Genomic DNA, 15,857 nt, shown 5'->3' with positions numbered 1-15,857 from the left:
TGTTTGTCTGATATGGCAGAAAAAAATTCGTAAATTCTGAAAAAAAGAACTACTTTATCCCGTATTCGGAAAAGGGATAGTTTAAGGTCGAAACAGAGAGTTTAAAGTTATATTTATAGTAGTAGCTGTAAGTCAGCCGGATGAATAAGTTTCTTCCTTATTCAGTTGCAGTTATCTTTCCGACTATTTGTTTTAATCTTTCCTGCTCCGGATATGGAATACAAAAAAGACTATAGGATGTGATTTTCGGTGGCGAGAGAAGTCTGGAACACCAGAGTAGGATTTATTCTTGCAGCAATAGGTTCTGCAGTCGGCCTTGGAAACATCTGGAGGTTCAGCTATATGGCGTATGAAAACGGAGGAGGAGCTTTCCTGATCCCGTATTTTGTCGCTCTTCTGACTGCAGGTATCCCACTTATGATACTTGAGTTCGGACTTGGAAGCAAGTTTCTTGGCTCAGCTCCAATTTCACTTAAAAGGGCAAAGAAAAGTTTCGAATGGATAGGCTGGTGGGGTGTAATTGCCAGCTTTATAATTACGACCTATTACTCCGTAATAGTGGGCTGGAGCCTTGTATACCTTTTAAAAGCGTTTACCCTCGGCTGGGGTGCGGACACGGGAGCCTTTTTCAATAATGAACTGTTACATGTCTCCGATTCTCCCTGGAACCTGGGGGGTTTTTCCTATCCGGTCCTTATAGGGCTGCTGGCGACCTGGCTGATTATCTGGGTTGTCGAAAAAAAAGGTGTGCAGGCGGGAATCGAGAGGTCAAGTAAAATCTTTATTCCCCTGCTCTGGGCTCTTTTAATCGTACTCGTGTTCAGAGCAATAACCCTTGAAGGCTCAATCAATGGAATAGAGTGGTACCTGAAGCCGGACTTCAGCAAATTAACAGACATAAAGGTCTGGCAGGCAGCCTACGGACAGGCGTTTTACAGCCTGAGTCTTGGTATGGCAATAATGATTACCTATTCGAGCTATCTTTCAAAAAAGAGCGATATAGTAAACAACGCTTTCATTGTCAGTCTGGCAGACGGAGCCTTCAGTTTCACAATGGGCTTTGCGATTTTCGGGACTCTCGGCTACATGGCTTATGCCAAGGGGCTAGGAATTGAAGAAGTGGTAGCCCAGAGCATAGGCCTTGCCTTTGTGGTGCTGCCAGAAGCCCTCAACATGCTCCCGGGATTAAAAGCCCTCACTGCAGTTGCTTTTTTCCTTTGCATTGTTATTGCAGCCCTTTCTTCCCTCATATCCCTCGTGGAAGCTTTTGCCTCCTCAATAATGGACAAGTTTGAGATGAAAAGGGGCAGGGCAGTTGACCTCACTATCGGCTTCGGGCTGTTCTTCAGCCTTATCTATGCAACCAAGGGAGGGATTTACTGGCTTGATATCATAGACCACTTTATCAATACCTATGGACTGATCATAGTGGGAATCCTTGAAACCGTTGCAATCGGCTGGATCTATGGTGCAGATAAGATAAGGGAATGGGCCAACAATTATTCGGATATCATGGCAGGAATCTGGTGGGACGCCTGTATAAAAGTGGTAATTCCGGTTGTCCTGCTGTACATCGTTTTTGTAGATACCCGGTCAAACCTGGCTGCACCCTATGAGGGTTACGATCCTGCGGCCATAATGATAGGAGCCGGAGTAATCGTCCTTGGAATTCTCATCTCTATCCTTACACCTTTTATCAACAGGGAGGTGAAGTAAAATGTTGCTCTCAACAGGCAGCTTTCTGATGGCTGTTTTCGGGTTCATAATCCTGTACGGAGGGCTGGGACTCTGCCTGAGCATAGCCCTGAGGAAAAGGATGCCCTGAAGATAAAAAGGTGGAGAACAGGATCATCAGGGTGGGTTTTTAGATAAAATAAAAGCCAGAAACCGTTTTTAAATTCAAATATTATTGGGCGCCTCCGCCAGCCTGTCTGGCGGTCCTTCCAAAAAAGCAGACCGAAACAAAAGGAAAGAAAAAAACAAAAAGAAACAGTAAATTATCAATTTTCCTGGTCACATTTAAATTTTAGTTTCTTACAGGTGCCCTCAATCGTTTTTATTTACCGGCTTTTGTACTTCTTTTACTTTTTTCTTATTTGTTTGAAAGACCGCTCTTCTTCGTCTGGCGTGATCGTAGTTTTATTTGCCGTCACTTTTCCCCTCCCTCCTGCAGAAAGGGGTACAGGGGCAGATAGTCAAACTCGCTCACGTTAACCTCATAAGGGTAATCGCAGATCCCATCCTTATCAAGGTCCGTGCAGTTCTGGCCGAATCCCGTGCCATCGGGTTTTGCCCAGAAATTACCTCCTATGTTTGGCCCTCCGATGATGTTCTTTCCCGAAGTTTTTGTGTTGTTCCAGCTAATATTCTGGTTACCATAAGCTGGTTCCAGATTCTGAGTGTTGTTGAAGAGATTATTATAGAAAGTATTGTTTCTGCAAAAGGACATGTAGAGCCCGAAATCCCTGTTTGATTCTATCAGGTTATCCCGGAAAAGATTATCGTTCGAATTCAAAAGGACAATTCCCTCTGCATTGAGAGTTATTATGTTGTTCCTCGCAGTGTTATTCTCGGAAAAAGAAGTGTAAATTCCATGATTATTTTTGGAAATAAGGTTGTCTATGATCAGGTTTGAAGCTGCATGGCCGTGGCCACCGGAATATATATAGAGCCCCTGATTCTCGTTCCGATAAATGGTATTATTTTTAAGGGAATTGTTGCCTGAACTATCCAGAACAATGCCTTCAGTGTTGGTTGAAACCATATTGCTGGTCAGTAAATTAGCTTCCGAATTTTGAAGGTACGCTCCCCGCTGGTTGTTTTCTACAGTGTTGTTTGTAATGTTGTTCCGGTCGGAAGAAACCAGATGCACCCCATAAAGGTATTCGGAGATTACATTGTTCTTAATCGTGTTTTCGGAGGTATTGAGCAGGTATATCCCGGATGCTTCTTTTCGTAAGGAGTGGGGCCTGGTTATGTAGAATCCTGAAACCGTAACGCCTTTTGAAGTCACTTTAATCACGGTCCCGGTCTTATTGGAAGCCTTTATAATCGTGCTCCCCGGATCGACCGATTCCGAAACAAGGCTTATGTTTTCCACATCCAGAAGGATATTTTCTTCATAAGTGCCGGGATATACAAGGACAGTACTTCCCGGAGTTGCAGAGTCCACAGCGGCCTGAATCGAGGAAAAATCCGCAACAGGTGCCCCACCCTTTATGAGCAATACTGGTCCGGGAGCTCTTACAAGAGGAATAGCATCGATTTTGCCGGTATTTTCAATATTGTAAGCAGAATCGCTAAGTCCATCGATATCAGAATCTTCAGCAGTTTCCGAAAAGCCGCTGCCATCAGGTTTTGCCCAGAAATTCCCGCCCAGATAGGGGCCCCCCATAAAATTCGTCCCCCTGGTTCCTTCTATATTCCAGGTATTGTTCTCGCTCCCTTCAAACTTTACATTTATTGAATTGTTGAAATAGTTGTCATACAGCCTGTTGCCATTGGAATCAGCCAGCAGGATTCCGCAGTCTGTATTTTCCCGGAGGCTGTTCCGGATGATTGTATTGTTTTCCGAAGACCCTATCAGGATGCCATAGTAACTGGCCAGCAGCTCATTATCACGGAGGATATTTGAGCCAGAATTCGACAGGTAAAGAGCAGGCCCGGAAGAAGAATTTGAATTGTATGCAGTATTGTTAAGCAGGAGGTTGTTATCCGAAGAGTTAAGGTATATTCCGGAATCTCCATTGATCTCCGCACTGTTATTGCTGAGGGTATTATTGCTCGAAGCCAGAAGCACAATCCCGAAGACACTTTCTGTTACTTTGTTGTTGCATAACCTGCACCCGGAAACTGAGTCAACGTATATGCCTGATGTATCTGATTCCGTACCCGCACCTTTCACCGTAAACCCACAAATTGTGACATTGTTTGCAGTCACCTGGAAAGTATTCTCATCAGGATTAAGAGCCTGAACCGTGACCTCTTCAGGGTTGATCGATCTTGAATAGATTTTCAGACCTTCCACAGCTACAGCCACGTTTTCTACATAGGTCCCCGGATAAACAAGAATGGTTGAACCCGGGTCGGCAGCCGAAACAGCCTCCCGGATTGAGTCGTAATCGGCATCCGATTCGTCATCTCCTACGCTTATGGCCACCGATTCCGGAGGTCTTGAAAGGGGGAGGTAATCGGTATTTTCTGGACCTTCGATTTCATAAGCTGAATCACAAATCCCGTCAAGGTCAAAATCCTCTGAGGTCTGAGAGAAACCCGTACCATTCGGATTTGCCCAGAAATTTCCTCCAAGAGACGGGCCTCCGACAATATTAGTGCCGGAAGTAAGCGAACTATTCCAGATATTTCCTTCGCTAATTCCGAGCCTTATGTTCATAGTATTGTTAAAATAATTATTATAGATCCATTCATCGTCTTCCTGGTCTGGAATAGAGATCCCGCAGTCTGCACTGGAGATTATCGTGTTATTGAGTATTTCAATGCCACGACAGGCATCTCCTAAACTAATGCCTATGCTGCAGTTTGAAATCTTATTGCCGTAAATGCCGGTTCCAACCGAGAATGAAAGTTCTATCCCGTGAGTGCAGTTCGTAATCGTATTATTTCTAATCTCTATTGCCCGATCATACGCATCGACTCCGCTGGAGCAATTAAAAATCGTGTTACCGGATACAACATCGCCCCCTCCGCAACAGGCAAAACTTATCCCTGTGCCGTTTGAGATTTTATTTTCGGCTATTAAATTATTCGATGCCCAAGGTCCCAGTAAAATGTAACCCTTTTCAATGATATTTCCTGTCAGATTATTTGTCCCGCTTCCTTCACCCGCAGCAATCCCATCATTGACAAACAGGTTTTTCGAGACAGTATTGTAACTGGAATTATCAAGGCGGATTCCTCTATAATTTTCAAACAGCACGTTTTCGGTAATAACGCAATTGCTGGCGTTTTCAAGTGAGATCCCGCATGGAGGCCGGTAGTGTTCGAATCCCCTGGCCTTAAAAATCTCCTCTGCTATAAAAGCAGGAACGTTTTCAGCAGCCGATTCTCGATTTGTACTCGCAGGTTCAGTAAAGTTTCTGGCAACAAAGCCTCTGGGATAGTTGGGAGGTTCTCCAGCTCCTGTTATATTAAAACCAGTGATTGTCACATTGTCAGCTCTTATGAGAAAAGCGCTTTTGTTTTCGTCCAGAGGTTCAACCAGCACATCAGGCTTTCCTGACTCCGACCTGACCGTAAGCCGGTTTGTATTTACAATAACATTTTCCCTGTATGTTCCAGGTTTAACTATAATCGTGTCCTCTGAAACCGAATTGTTTACAGCCTCCTGAATTGACCTGAAATCCGCTCCAGAATCGTTATCTACGGTAATTTCCTTTGCGGATACAGGACTGTAAACTGCAATTGTGATAAGCGCAATAGCTACTACTATAATTACTCTGCTTGCTCCCATTAATGCCCACATCCTCTTCCTACTCCCGATGAACCTGTTTCAAAAATTCATTTAATTCTGTTTTGAGAGCAGCCAGAATTTTCCTATCTTAGCAGTATTCTATTCCCAGTAAAATCCCGGTAAAATACCGGTCGAAAGGAAAATACGGATTTAACAGGTCCAATAAATCAATGCAAATGGGTGCTGTGAGACCCCCTTTCCCCGAACCTGTTGTTTTTATTAACCACAATCAAGCACGAGGATTTTTGCAGTACCCCTATAGAAGATGCTGGCATGCAAGCTGATATAATTATCTGACGGCAACTAAAAAAATACGGGAGATCGGAAGTTCGGGAAGAATATTCTATAGATGAAAGGTAAAGGTGAAATTAAAAAATATAAATTAGATATGTTTACAGAATTTAAATATTTAAAAAGTTTACAAAATTTAAAAGATTTAAGCGGAGTAATGGGCTTTAAATAAGAAATAGAGAGGAAAAAGGGTAAACTTCTCAAACCTTCTCAGCCCGGAAAACAATAGACCCTTTTTTCATGCCGTTTTCGGAATAGTTTGCCGGAATGTTAAGTACGACTTCAACATCTTTACCGGTGCCGTTTGAAATTACTTCTGAGAAATCAGGCCAGAAATGAGAGGAAAGATAGATACCTTCGGAAAAAACCGAATCCGAAGAGTTTACGATCTTAGCCGTAACTTTCACATCGCTTTTTCCTGTGTTTTTTATGTTCAAAACCTGCGGGTTACTTGCCTGCCCGGGGAGCAGGGCTCCGAAATCCAGGCTGCCCAGGGCAAGCTCTATGGAGACATCGGATTTTTTGTTTGCTTCAGGCGTCCCTATTATTACTGTAAGGTCCACTGAGGGCATTGAAGGGGGTTCGGCAAGCGGGAGATAGTCGAAGTCGCTCCCGTTGACGTTATAAGGCAGGTCACAGATCCCGTCCGAGTCCGAATCTTTACCAGTCTGTGAAAAACCGGTTCCGTTAAGGTCAGCCCAGAAATTTCCGCCAAGGTAGGGACCTCCCATAAGATTTTCTCCCGGAGTTTTTGTAGTGTTCCAGATATTTCCTTCACTGTTCTCGGCTTTCACATTTACGGTGTTGTTAAAGTAGTTATTGTAGATGCGGTTGGCAGTACTGTAGTCCAGCAGGATGCCTGATTCGTTACTGTAAGTTATCATATTGTTGAACAGCTCGTTATCGTGGCATTCCTCTCTCAAATAGATACCCTTGCTGCTGTTTGAAATTGTGTTATTATATACTCTGGCATCAAAGACGAAAATCAGGTAAATCCCGTTTTCACAGTTTGCAATCCGGTTGTCACGAAGGACAGTCCTCGCCTGGGTGTCATACATATCAATTCCGTTGCTGCAATTTACGATCTCATTCTTTGAAACGAGATTGCTTCCTCCGCAGCAGGCAATGCTTATCCCCCCGCCGTTTGAGAGCCTGTTCTGAAATATTATATTGTCCCAGCTGTGCGCGCCAATGATAATATACCCTCTGTCAATGGCATTGTTAATCATCATGTTCTTTTTGCTTCCTTCATCAAGCCAGATGCCGTTTCGGGAAAAGCTATTCTCCGAGATTGTAATGTTTTCGGAGCCCTGCAGATAAACTCCATAACGGTTTTCAAAAATATTGTTTCTTTCTACCGTACAGTTTTCAACCTGGTCAAGGCAGATCCCTGCCGGAGGACAACCAGCCCCGTTCCATCTGGAGACAAAAATCTCTCCTGCCCCGGAACCGTAAGCCTGTCTGGCTTCCGTCCCCGAAGTCCCGTTAAGTCTTCCCGAGCTTCTGGAGCTAAAAGAATTTGTGATCCCGGCAGCCTCAAAGGAACTGAAAACCTCACCTGACCCTGTTATGTTGAAACCGCTGATAGTCACGTTATCTGCTTTTACATGAAACACGCTGGAATTTTCATCCTCTGACCGGATAAGCACGCTGTCAGGGTTCTCAGGTTCAGAAGTGACTGTTATCCCCGAAACATTGACAATGATATTTTCCTCATAATCCCCGGCTTTCACGATTACGAGGTCCCCGGTTGTTGAGTTATTGACAGCTGCCTGAATTGAAGCTCCGGGTTCCACATAAATAACCTCCGCACTCCCGGCACCTGCAGAAACAAGAAGCAAAGCAATAGTCAACGTTGCACTCATCAGCCTGGTAAAACAATCTCCGCTAAGAATGATCTTCAGAACTACCCCCACCCAGATACTTTACACAGCCCCGCCGGTTCAGGATTGGATAAATTTTGAACCGAAAGTTCCTGTGCATAGTGACTATTAATTATAATGACTATTATTTATTTAATAATACTATCAAATTCATTACTATATATATCAACTGTTTCTTTGTTTCAATATGAAAAGGTGGCTACCAATCGTGAGATTTTGCAACAAAGATTAAAAAGGATCGCTCAGATATTCCGGTAAAAGATAGATAAAACACCGAAAAGAAAGCAAACAAATTCCCCTAAAAAGGCGGATTTGCGTATGTTGCTCCTAAATAAAAAGTTATTTCACAAGAGCATACATGCAATAATCAAAGAATCTGCCGTTCTTATAAACACTTTTCTTCATTATGCCCTCTAAAACAAATCCGGCTTTTTCAAGGGCTTTTCTTGAGCCTGTATTGTGTGCGTAAGGCTCGGCAAATATCCGAACAATATCATACTGTTCAAAAACTATCTGACAGAGTTCTTTTATTGCCCTGCTCATAATCCCTCTGCCCCAGAAAGGTTCGCCAAGCCAGTATGCGATTTCTGCACTCTTACGGTAAACATCGTTTTTAAAGAATATGGCAATGCACCCCACCGCTTCCCCATTCACAACAATCGCCCGACAGCATTGTTGTGTTTCATCGCTATAACCAAAACTCTCTACGGCTTTTCTGCAATCCTCCAGGGTAGAAGGAAAAGTATCCCTCATATTTTCTGCGACCTTTGGATTTTGGGAGTATTTGAAAAAGTTTTCAGCATCGGATTTTTCCCATTTTAGCAATTCAAAATCTATTTTAACTACATCCGGGGAGATAACATTCTTTTAATATGCTTATGTACCCGGTTCAAGGTGATCAAAGTTTTGAATCCACTGAGAAACCCAATAATCTACCTGGACTAAAATTATGGGAAAAATACGGCTAATGGAAAATAGTCCTGAAGCAATCCCAAAACTCAAAAACTGCTTTTATAGACCCTTTAGCCGGCACAATCAATCGAGAATATTTTTTAGGAACGGATGTTCCTGTTAAAACCATGGAAGTAACGAATTGCCCTTTCCATTTTTATCCCTCACCATTAATCCATCAACCTTTCCTTCTTCGTTGGACAGATAGTAGGATTTTGCAATCAACCTCTTCAGCGCGGGTGTTTCTTCCGTGAGATTCGTTGCGTTCCTGACCCCGTAATAAACTATGAAATAATCTTCTCTCTCTTTAAGGAAAGGTCTCTTGTAAACCAGAAAATATCCTGACGTTTCAGGACTTTCATACCCTGTTGCATTAAATGAATGAAGGCCAAAAGTAGGCCTCCAGGAATTATCAGCTTCACGCCTTGCAATTTCGTCATGAAGTTCTGTACTAATATTCAGTTCCTGCCGGAATTCATCACCGTTTTCTTCAAGATAACGATAAAGAGTATCTTCTCCTTTTACGAATTCAGACTCGTCGTCAAAATACCAGACAGTTATTGATTTTCCTCCGGAGTAATTCCCTACATTACAGTAAGGGGAAATCTCTGGAAAAAGTGATGTACAATCATGTGCATTTCTCTGCCAGCCTCCGGGGATGTACCATTTAGGCATTGCTTCTGAAGGTGGCAGTCCCGGGCCGATTGAAAGGATGTCAAAAATAAACCATAATCCGACAAGAGCAACTATAAAAAATATTAACACAGCTATCCTTTTACTCATTTTCTTGTGAAGCATTTGCTTGGCCCCGAATTTAAGAAAACAAACGTGTTTCACCCTCAGGCCTATTTTTTAGGTCTATATTTGAGTCTGCAAGGGGTCTTTGATTTCCTGATCTCCTGTGCAGTAAGAAAATTTCAACTTTTTTCGCACAACTGTATGATTTTTTTGTTATAAAGAATTTCTGACCAATTCATCTAACTATTTGGTACTCCCTGACTTTTAAATTCAAACGATCTATAAAGATTTATAATCTGAGTATAATATAGCCCAAGTTAAAATAAAACAATAAACCACCTAAAATAAAACAGCAAAATACCTTAAGGAAAGCCGCAAGAAGCAGCCTTACTCGATATTCTGTTCGCAGGCTGGTCCGGCGCAATCGAGGGAAATCTCACAGAGGCCGGAAGTCTCACAGATGCCTTTCCATACACCGTTGGGGTAGGCAAATTTGAGGAGGGGCGGATAGCCCGGACCGGGATGACGGTCGGGATTACTTTTCCGCATAGGTCGCAATCTGCAAAGTCTGGCTCTTCTTACAACATAACATATTTGAAAGAACAGGACATAGGGAAAATACAATGGGTCTTCAAACGAAAAAGGTAAAGAAAGAGCTCCTATGTGATGTGCTTCCGGAATTTTTTAAGTCAAGGGAATATGTAGAACTTGCATACCTCTTCGGTTCGACAGCAGAAGGCACAGAAGGACCGCTTAGTGATATTGATATAGCTGTGTACCTTTCCGGCAAACTTACAAAAGGAGAACGAATCGAAAAGCGCCTGGAACTGATGGGAGAACTTTCATCTCTCCTCCGGACTGATAATGTAGACCTTCTTGTGATGAATGATGCTGCACCCGTTATTAATTTTGAAGTCATAAGGCCCAATGTGCCGTTATTTGTCAGAAACGAAGACCTGAAACTGGATGTGGAGCAGCAAGTTATGTCAAGATACCTTGACCGGAAATACCATGAAGACTTTTTAAACAGGGAACTACTGAAAAGAATCAGGGAGAAGAGGAGCGTTCAGGATGTCAGTGGCAGATAAGATCTTTAGGAAATTAAACTTCATGCAGCGCTGCGTAGACTACCTGAAATCAATAGATCCCGAAAGTAAGGGCCTTGAAAGCAACTATGAGAAGCGTTCCGCAGTCGAGAGAAATTTTCAACTTGCAATTGAATGTGCCATTGACATAGGGGAAATCATCATCTCAAAAGAGGGGCTTGAAAGGCCTGAAGACTACAGGAGTGTATTCCGAATCCTGGGCAGGCACGAGATAATTCCGAAAGAGTTCGCAGAGGAATTTGCTTTTGCCGCCGGTTTCAGAAATATTCTGGTTCATATTTATGAAGAAGTGGATCTCGATGTGTTAAGAAAACTGCTTGCTGAAAACCTGAAAGACTTCGACACATTTGCCTTTTATGCTGCAGAATACGCAGAGAAACTTGGAGAATAAAGTAAATTTCAAAATTTTCTTCAGATTATAAGCTTCCACCTGATTGAATATGCAGGGTATGTGTGGGAGTACATTTAGAAGAAAGGACAGAGTGAAAATGAGTTATAATCCACGATAAGCAGAACGCTTATTCCTTACGTAAAAAATGGTTACAGTCTTTGTTTTGTGCACTACTTCATATATATCCTGTAATCTCCAATTCTAACACGATACAGATGTTCAGCCCCGTAAAGTTTTTTTGAATCCACAGGAAGAGGCACATCTGCAAGTTCCTCAATTTTTTTGAGGATATCAGGAAGCCTGTCTTCTGGCACTTTCCTTAAATCTTTTTCTACGTTGGACTTGAAATCGATGGTATAAGTTGCCATTGCTCCGACTTCACAATTTTCTTTTCATCTCTTTAAAACTAATAGTTTTCTCGTTACGTCTTTCTGCAACGATAGCAGATCGTGGAGATCTTCTTTCATTTTTTCATTTCTCTCTATCGGAAGAATAATTGCCGTTTTTTTCTCCATTTTCATTAACCACGTGTTCTCCATTTGCATCGGTCATATTATCACCTTTTTTAGAAATAACCGAAGTCTGCTTTATCCGGTTAATCTTCCTTTCAAGTATAACCCTTTTCATACACTAGTTGACTGCAAGTCGAATATTCTTGACAAAAGGGTGATTCCGGATAAGGTTACGACTTACTTATAAATAGAGAACGTGAAAGTATATTAGGAGTATTTTTGCTAATAACAATTAAACTCTAGGACCTGAGATGTCACATGACCGTCAAAACCACTTCAGTACCAACGGGCGAAAAAGAGAAAGATACAGCGTATTTCACAAAAATTCTAAGACAACACCTGCCGGAACTTTCAAAAGAATATAACATCAGCTATCTGGGGATTTTCGGATCTTATGTCCGCGGGGAACAGAAAGAAGATAGTGACCTCGATGTTCTGGTAGAATTTTCCAAAACACCTGACCTCTTTGAATTCATCGGGCTCAAACAGGATCTTTCGGATATGCTGGGAGTAAAGGTTGATCTTGTTATGAAAAATGCACTGAAACCCAGAATTGGAGAAATAATTCTTGAAGAGGTTGTGCAGGTATGACAGAACGTACTATCAGAGATTACCTGCAGGATATTCTTGATACCATTGAAAGTTTGTGAGCGTTTTATTGAAGGAATGGATTTTGATGAGTTCGTCTCCGACGAAAAAACCACTTTTGCCGTCAGGCACACCCTTGAAATTATAGGAGAGGCTGTAAAACATATTCCTGATGAAATAGGAAAGGAACATCCATCTGTTCCCTGGAGAAAAATTACAGGAACTCGCGATGTGATGATCCATGCTTATTTCGGTGTGGATCTGAATGTTGTGTGGAAAACAGCTAACGAGAGGTTGCCTGAACTGAAAAAAGATATTGAAAAGATACTGAAAGAAAAAGACTTCGAATGAATTTCCACATTTTTAACTGAATCACTTTTCAATAGCTGATTACTTCAAATTTTGGAATTTTTTTTAAATATTCATCTCTCGTAACTATCTTCTCTTCCTGAAGCAGCGTAATTGATGCTATCAGTTCATCACAAGTCCCAATAGTCTTGCATTCCGAAGGCATCCCGGCCGACAGGGAAGCAAAGACGTCATAGACCGATTCTTCAAGCTCCAGAACCTGAAAACATTCCAGAAACCTGAAAAAAAGCTGAACAAAAAATGAAGTAGCGGGCTACTTGAACCCGCATTTTTTGCCAAAATACACTGCCAAAATATACGTTTAAATAACGCTTACTTGCTTTTTTTATCTTTCTCACTGTCCTTTTCAATCACCGTTATTACATCACTCCCTTCAAAACTTGCCATGCCTGAAGAAATTCCATTATCATACTCCACTTTACCCACTAGAGTAACTGTAACTTCTTCTCCGGCTTCGAGGATGGCTTCGACTTCTTCCCTGTCAAATTTGAGCATCCTCTCAAGAATCAGATCCCCATCAAAGTCCTGAAGGTATTCGCTTTCATTGGTAACGAATTCATACTTCGGATCCGTAATCGCCGAAACTGCATCATTCAGGAGCACAGTGGATGCATCGATTCCGGCAACATCATACCCTTCAGGAAGTTCGATGTACGCAGTGACCCATTGTCCGCCGCTTCCCAGGTTCAGGGTGTCGGGGTTGATATCAACTGCTGCCACAATCGGAAGAACCGTGACCGTTAGCTGGTCCTGCCCTATTCCACCGTCATCGTCTGAGACATTGAGAGTATACAGTATAATCTCCGGCATCGAAAGAACTGAAACTCCCTGAGACCGTACCTGTGGAATTAGGGGGCTCGTTTTCTTCAGAGATAGAGCCAGGTTCAACAGGTCCTTCACCGAAATTCCATTCGGAGGTGTGGGTGTCAAGCCAGCCGGGGTCTGAGAATGTGGCGGAGAAAGAGACGAGATCGCCGGCTGTGACTTCAAGATTAGAACCGAAGTCTACAACTGATATGGCGTTATTTACAGTAACCAGCAATGTGTCATTTCCGAAATTCCCTTCTTCGTCAGTTACGGTTAAATTGACTGTATAGGCACCATCATCGGCGTAGGTATGGGAAGTTATAAGAGAACCTTCTTCTACAGAATCATCTCCAAAGTCCTATCCTCGCATTTTAAAAACTAATCAAATCCATAATTCACTGAAATTTTCTTATCCGAGATTCATCCCGAAAAACCGTACCCGTTTTTCCCATTAAACCGTGAATTCTATAGAACCAGATTTCTTTCCCGACCTCGCCTTTATATTATATATTATGATACTTTTGCGAACCCTGCCTACAGTATACATAGAAAAAATATGTATATAATTAATAAAATATTTGTCAAAGTTAAGTTCTGAAAAGAATAGATAAAGCTTTCGTTTTCTTACTATTATATTATAAAAAATAGAAATTTAATTTAAAAAATATTATGGGTAGCAATTATGTTTTCAAATCACAGGCATATAAATGGAAGAATATGGAAATTATTGCCAAGTGATGCAAATGATTAAACTGCCTCTAATCCAGGAAACAAAAAACAGTAACCGAAAAAAGTAAAATTCAATGAAAGTGCCTCCATTCCTAAGAAAGCACCTCACCAAAAACGAAAAAAAGAAAATAAATAAAGCCGCCTTTAAAAAGCAGCTTCGATTTTTACTTAATGATGTGCGTGTTGTTCCTCAATCATCTCTTTCTTATACCTGATATAAGCCTCATCAACTCCTTTCAGGCACCTGTAGCAGAGATCCACTTTTTTCTTGACAACCCCTTTTGAAAAATCCGGGATCTGCAGCTCCGCAGGGAAAACTCCTGTTTTATCTCCGCAGAGGGCGCATTTGCCTTTTCTGCATGAGTCCTTGCTTTTGCTTGCCGTTAAGTAAGTTTTCTGGGCGGAATCTAGGCAGGGCTCACAGAGGCCTTTCCAGACGCCGTTGGGGTAGGCGAATTTGAGGAGGGGGCGGATAACCCGGACCGGGATGACGGTCGGGATCGCACGCCCGCAAAGATCACAATCTGTCATTTCTCATACCTCCTTATAATGGTAATAGTACCATTGCTGCTTCCATAGCCAATTTTATGAAGGGGTCAGGCCAGATGCCCATTACCAGCACGCCTGCCACTGCAACCAGAAGGGCGGCTGCGTATGGGAAGGGAACGCTGACGGATTTACCCTCGGGGGGCAGGAAGTACATGTATTTCACAAGCCGTGCGTAGTAAAACAGTGAAAGAGCACTGTTCAGGATTGCAATTACTGCAAGCCAGATCATGCCTGCCTGGATAGTTGAAGAGAAGAGCACGAACTTGGCCATGAAACCTGCAGTTGGGGGGATGCCTGCAAGGGCAAAGACGAAAACCGTCATGGAAAGGGCTGCCAGAGGCATTCTCTTTCCGAGACCCCTGAAGCTGTCCAGATGGTCAGGGACATCGAGGTTGCCTTTCTTTTCCGAAGTAACCATCCAGACCACGACTGCGGCTGCAATAAAGGCTCCTGCTTTCATAAAGGCGTGGGCAAGGGCGTACATGATGCCCCCTCCGAGAGCCACCGGGGTCATGACGGCAAAAGCCATTGCGATGTATCCTGCCTGGGCCAGGGAGGAATAGGCAAGCATGCGTTTTACACTGGTCTGTGCAACTGCAACAATGTTTCCGAAGGTCATTGTTATAACTGCCAGGATGGTAAAAGCAAGCTGCCAGTCAGGCTGCAGGGCTGCAAGAGCCACAATGAAAATCCTGAAGGCTGCCACGAAACCCATCTTCTTGGACCCGGCTGCAAGCAGGGCAGAAACAACGGAAGGGGACCCCTGGTAGGTATCCGGAGCCCACATGTGGAAGGGCACAAGGGCCATTTTGAAGCCGAAACCTGCAATCAGCAGCACGACTGCGACAAGCCCGATCGGGTTTTCTATCAGGAGCCCGGGGTTTGCAGCAATCAGGGGGATGCTGGTAGTGCCGGTTGCTCCGTAGACAAAAGAAAGCCCGAAGAGCATGAGGGCTGCAGAGACCGAGCCGATCACGAAGTACTTCATGGCTCCTTCGAGAGACCTCGGGTTCTGCTTTTCATAGCCTGCAAGCGCATAGGTTGCAAGGCTTGCCAGTTCAAAGGCAACGAAGAGCACGATAAGGTCGTTTGCGGAAGCCACTATCATCATCCCGAAGGTTGCAAAGAGCATCAGGGTGTAGAACTCTTCGGTGTGGTCGCTGTTTTCATTGTACTTGATTGCGGCAATCGAAACGATCAGAGCAACTGCCAGGAAGACCAGCTTGAAGAACTGGGAGAGGGCATCGACATTAAGAGCTTCAGAGAAGATCGAATATCCGATCTGGAAGCCCTGCATTGTCAGGAGCCCGAAGCTTTTAACCGTCAGGAAGAGGGCTGCAAGGATTCCCAGGGTTGCCAGGTAACCCAGTACGTTCTTGGACTGAGGGGAAAGGAAGACTCCGGCCAGAAGTACGACAAGGCCGGTTGCAACCACTACGATTTCAGGCGCGAGATACATTAATTCGTTCATTT

Annotated in this window: 17 protein-coding genes; 6 read left to right on the top strand and 11 right to left on the bottom strand. The window is 43.2% G+C overall.

Annotation, left to right across the window (positions count from 1 at the left end):
- Nucleotides 1-249 precede the first annotated feature (249 nt).
- Together ACSAZL_RS07195 and ACSAZL_RS07190 are read left to right on the top strand one after the other, a co-directional pair.
- On the top strand, nucleotides 250-1,716 hold the full coding sequence (locus ACSAZL_RS07195) for a sodium-dependent transporter (RefSeq protein ID WP_440948022.1): 1,467 nt from the start codon (nucleotides 250-252) through the stop codon (nucleotides 1,714-1,716).
- Between the two features lies 1 nt (nucleotide 1,717).
- Nucleotides 1,718-1,825 (top strand): MetS family NSS transporter small subunit, encoded by a 108-nt coding sequence (locus ACSAZL_RS07190; protein WP_157860129.1) that lies wholly within the window; start codon nucleotides 1,718-1,720, stop codon nucleotides 1,823-1,825.
- 324 nt (nucleotides 1,826-2,149) lie between these two features.
- Here ACSAZL_RS07190 and ACSAZL_RS07185 read toward each other — a convergent pair whose 3' ends face one another.
- From ACSAZL_RS07185 to ACSAZL_RS07165, 5 genes are all read right to left on the bottom strand, one after another.
- Nucleotides 2,150-5,482 (bottom strand): right-handed parallel beta-helix repeat-containing protein, encoded by a 3,333-nt coding sequence (locus tag ACSAZL_RS07185; RefSeq protein WP_440948021.1) that lies wholly within the window; start codon nucleotides 5,480-5,482, stop codon nucleotides 2,150-2,152.
- A gap of 479 nt (nucleotides 5,483-5,961) precedes the next feature.
- Complete coding sequence (locus ACSAZL_RS07180; RefSeq protein ID WP_440948020.1) at nucleotides 5,962-7,626, bottom strand: right-handed parallel beta-helix repeat-containing protein; 1,665 nt, start codon at nucleotides 7,624-7,626, stop codon at nucleotides 5,962-5,964.
- 357 nt (nucleotides 7,627-7,983) lie between these two features.
- Complete coding sequence (locus ACSAZL_RS07175; protein ID WP_440948019.1) at nucleotides 7,984-8,469, bottom strand: GNAT family N-acetyltransferase; 486 nt, start codon at nucleotides 8,467-8,469, stop codon at nucleotides 7,984-7,986.
- 246 nt (nucleotides 8,470-8,715) lie between these two features.
- On the bottom strand, nucleotides 8,716-9,393 hold the full coding sequence (locus ACSAZL_RS07170; RefSeq protein ID WP_440948018.1) for a hypothetical protein: 678 nt from the start codon (nucleotides 9,391-9,393) through the stop codon (nucleotides 8,716-8,718).
- Between the two features lie 302 nt (nucleotides 9,394-9,695).
- Entirely contained in the window at nucleotides 9,696-9,869 is a 174-nt protein-coding gene (locus ACSAZL_RS07165; protein WP_440948796.1) for a hypothetical protein, read from the bottom strand.
- Nucleotides 9,870-9,956: 87 nt separating this feature from the next.
- Here ACSAZL_RS07165 and mntA point away from each other — a divergent pair, with 87 nt between their 5' ends.
- Both mntA and hepT read left to right on the top strand, forming a co-directional pair.
- A complete protein-coding gene (gene mntA / locus ACSAZL_RS07160; protein ID WP_440948017.1) occupies nucleotides 9,957-10,421 on the top strand; it encodes a type VII toxin-antitoxin system MntA family adenylyltransferase antitoxin in 465 nt (154 codons plus the stop codon).
- Nucleotides 10,405-10,830: a type VII toxin-antitoxin system HepT family RNase toxin gene (gene hepT / locus ACSAZL_RS07155; RefSeq protein ID WP_440948016.1), complete on the top strand. Its 426-nt coding sequence runs from the start codon at nucleotides 10,405-10,407 to the stop codon at nucleotides 10,828-10,830. Before mntA ends, hepT begins: the two co-directional genes overlap by 17 nt.
- A gap of 170 nt (nucleotides 10,831-11,000) precedes the next feature.
- Here hepT and ACSAZL_RS07150 read toward each other — a convergent pair whose 3' ends face one another.
- A complete protein-coding gene (locus ACSAZL_RS07150; protein WP_440948015.1) occupies nucleotides 11,001-11,198 on the bottom strand; it encodes a type II toxin-antitoxin system RelE family toxin in 198 nt (65 codons plus the stop codon).
- Between the two features lie 103 nt (nucleotides 11,199-11,301).
- A complete protein-coding gene (locus ACSAZL_RS07145; protein ID WP_440948014.1) occupies nucleotides 11,302-11,457 on the bottom strand; it encodes a hypothetical protein in 156 nt (51 codons plus the stop codon).
- A 143-nt stretch (nucleotides 11,458-11,600) separates the two neighbouring features.
- Here ACSAZL_RS07145 and ACSAZL_RS07140 point away from each other — a divergent pair, with 143 nt between their 5' ends.
- Together ACSAZL_RS07140 and ACSAZL_RS07135 are read left to right on the top strand one after the other, a co-directional pair.
- Nucleotides 11,601-11,933, top strand: a complete 333-nt coding sequence (locus tag ACSAZL_RS07140) for a nucleotidyltransferase family protein (RefSeq protein WP_440948013.1) — start codon at nucleotides 11,601-11,603, stop codon at nucleotides 11,931-11,933.
- A gap of 36 nt (nucleotides 11,934-11,969) precedes the next feature.
- On the top strand, nucleotides 11,970-12,281 hold the full coding sequence (locus ACSAZL_RS07135; RefSeq protein WP_440948012.1) for a HepT-like ribonuclease domain-containing protein: 312 nt from the start codon (nucleotides 11,970-11,972) through the stop codon (nucleotides 12,279-12,281).
- Between the two features lie 330 nt (nucleotides 12,282-12,611).
- On the opposite strand, the gene ACSAZL_RS07130 is transcribed toward ACSAZL_RS07135, so the two are convergent.
- The 4 genes from ACSAZL_RS07130 to fpoN all read right to left on the bottom strand — a co-directional run bounded on the left by ACSAZL_RS07130 (nucleotide 12,612) and on the right by fpoN (nucleotide 15,855).
- Nucleotides 12,612-13,109: a hypothetical protein gene (locus ACSAZL_RS07130; protein WP_440948011.1), complete on the bottom strand. Its 498-nt coding sequence runs from the start codon at nucleotides 13,107-13,109 to the stop codon at nucleotides 12,612-12,614.
- A complete protein-coding gene (locus ACSAZL_RS07125; RefSeq protein WP_440948010.1) occupies nucleotides 13,066-13,341 on the bottom strand; it encodes a hypothetical protein in 276 nt (91 codons plus the stop codon). Before ACSAZL_RS07125 ends, ACSAZL_RS07130 begins: the two co-directional genes overlap by 44 nt.
- Before the next feature lie 662 nt (nucleotides 13,342-14,003).
- The gene (locus ACSAZL_RS07120; RefSeq protein ID WP_440948009.1) at nucleotides 14,004-14,366 is read right to left on the bottom strand and encodes a F420H2 dehydrogenase subunit FpoO; all 363 of its coding nucleotides are present in this window, start codon (nucleotides 14,364-14,366) and stop codon (nucleotides 14,004-14,006) included.
- A 13-nt stretch (nucleotides 14,367-14,379) separates the two neighbouring features.
- On the bottom strand, nucleotides 14,380-15,855 hold the full coding sequence (gene fpoN / locus ACSAZL_RS07115; RefSeq protein WP_440948008.1) for a F(420)H(2) dehydrogenase subunit N: 1,476 nt from the start codon (nucleotides 15,853-15,855) through the stop codon (nucleotides 14,380-14,382).
- Nucleotides 15,856-15,857: the final 2 nt, after the last annotated feature.

Source organism: Methanosarcina mangrovi (genome assembly GCF_052057765.1).
GTDB lineage: Archaea > Halobacteriota > Methanosarcinia > Methanosarcinales > Methanosarcinaceae > Methanosarcina.
This window is presented reverse-complemented; position numbering and strand designations above follow the sequence as displayed.

What these genes read in the sequence shown, in the direction of transcription:
- ACSAZL_RS07190 (WP_157860129.1), top strand. Translation starts at nt 1,718, where the DNA reads ATGTTGCTCTCAACAGGCAGCTTTCTGATGGCTGTTTTCGGGTTCATA.
- ACSAZL_RS07185 (WP_440948021.1), bottom strand. Translation starts at nt 5,482, where the DNA reads ATGTGGGCATTAATGGGAGCAAGCAGAGTAATTATAGTAGTAGCTATT.
- ACSAZL_RS07180 (WP_440948020.1), bottom strand. Translation starts at nt 7,626, where the DNA reads ATGAGTGCAACGTTGACTATTGCTTTGCTTCTTGTTTCTGCAGGTGCC.
- ACSAZL_RS07170 (WP_440948018.1), bottom strand. Translation starts at nt 9,393, where the DNA reads ATGCTTCACAAGAAAATGAGTAAAAGGATAGCTGTGTTAATATTTTTT.
- mntA (WP_440948017.1), top strand. Translation starts at nt 9,957, where the DNA reads ATGGGTCTTCAAACGAAAAAGGTAAAGAAAGAGCTCCTATGTGATGTG.
- hepT (WP_440948016.1), top strand. Translation starts at nt 10,405, where the DNA reads ATGTCAGTGGCAGATAAGATCTTTAGGAAATTAAACTTCATGCAGCGC.
- ACSAZL_RS07150 (WP_440948015.1), bottom strand. Translation starts at nt 11,198, where the DNA reads ATGGCAACTTATACCATCGATTTCAAGTCCAACGTAGAAAAAGATTTA.
- ACSAZL_RS07145 (WP_440948014.1), bottom strand. Translation starts at nt 11,457, where the DNA reads ATGAAAAGGGTTATACTTGAAAGGAAGATTAACCGGATAAAGCAGACT.
- ACSAZL_RS07140 (WP_440948013.1), top strand. Translation starts at nt 11,601, where the DNA reads ATGACCGTCAAAACCACTTCAGTACCAACGGGCGAAAAAGAGAAAGAT.
- ACSAZL_RS07130 (WP_440948011.1), bottom strand. Translation starts at nt 13,109, where the DNA reads ATGCCGGAGATTATACTGTATACTCTCAATGTCTCAGACGATGACGGT.
- ACSAZL_RS07120 (WP_440948009.1), bottom strand. Translation starts at nt 14,366, where the DNA reads ATGACAGATTGTGATCTTTGCGGGCGTGCGATCCCGACCGTCATCCCG.
- fpoN (WP_440948008.1), bottom strand. Translation starts at nt 15,855, where the DNA reads ATGAACGAATTAATGTATCTCGCGCCTGAAATCGTAGTGGTTGCAACC.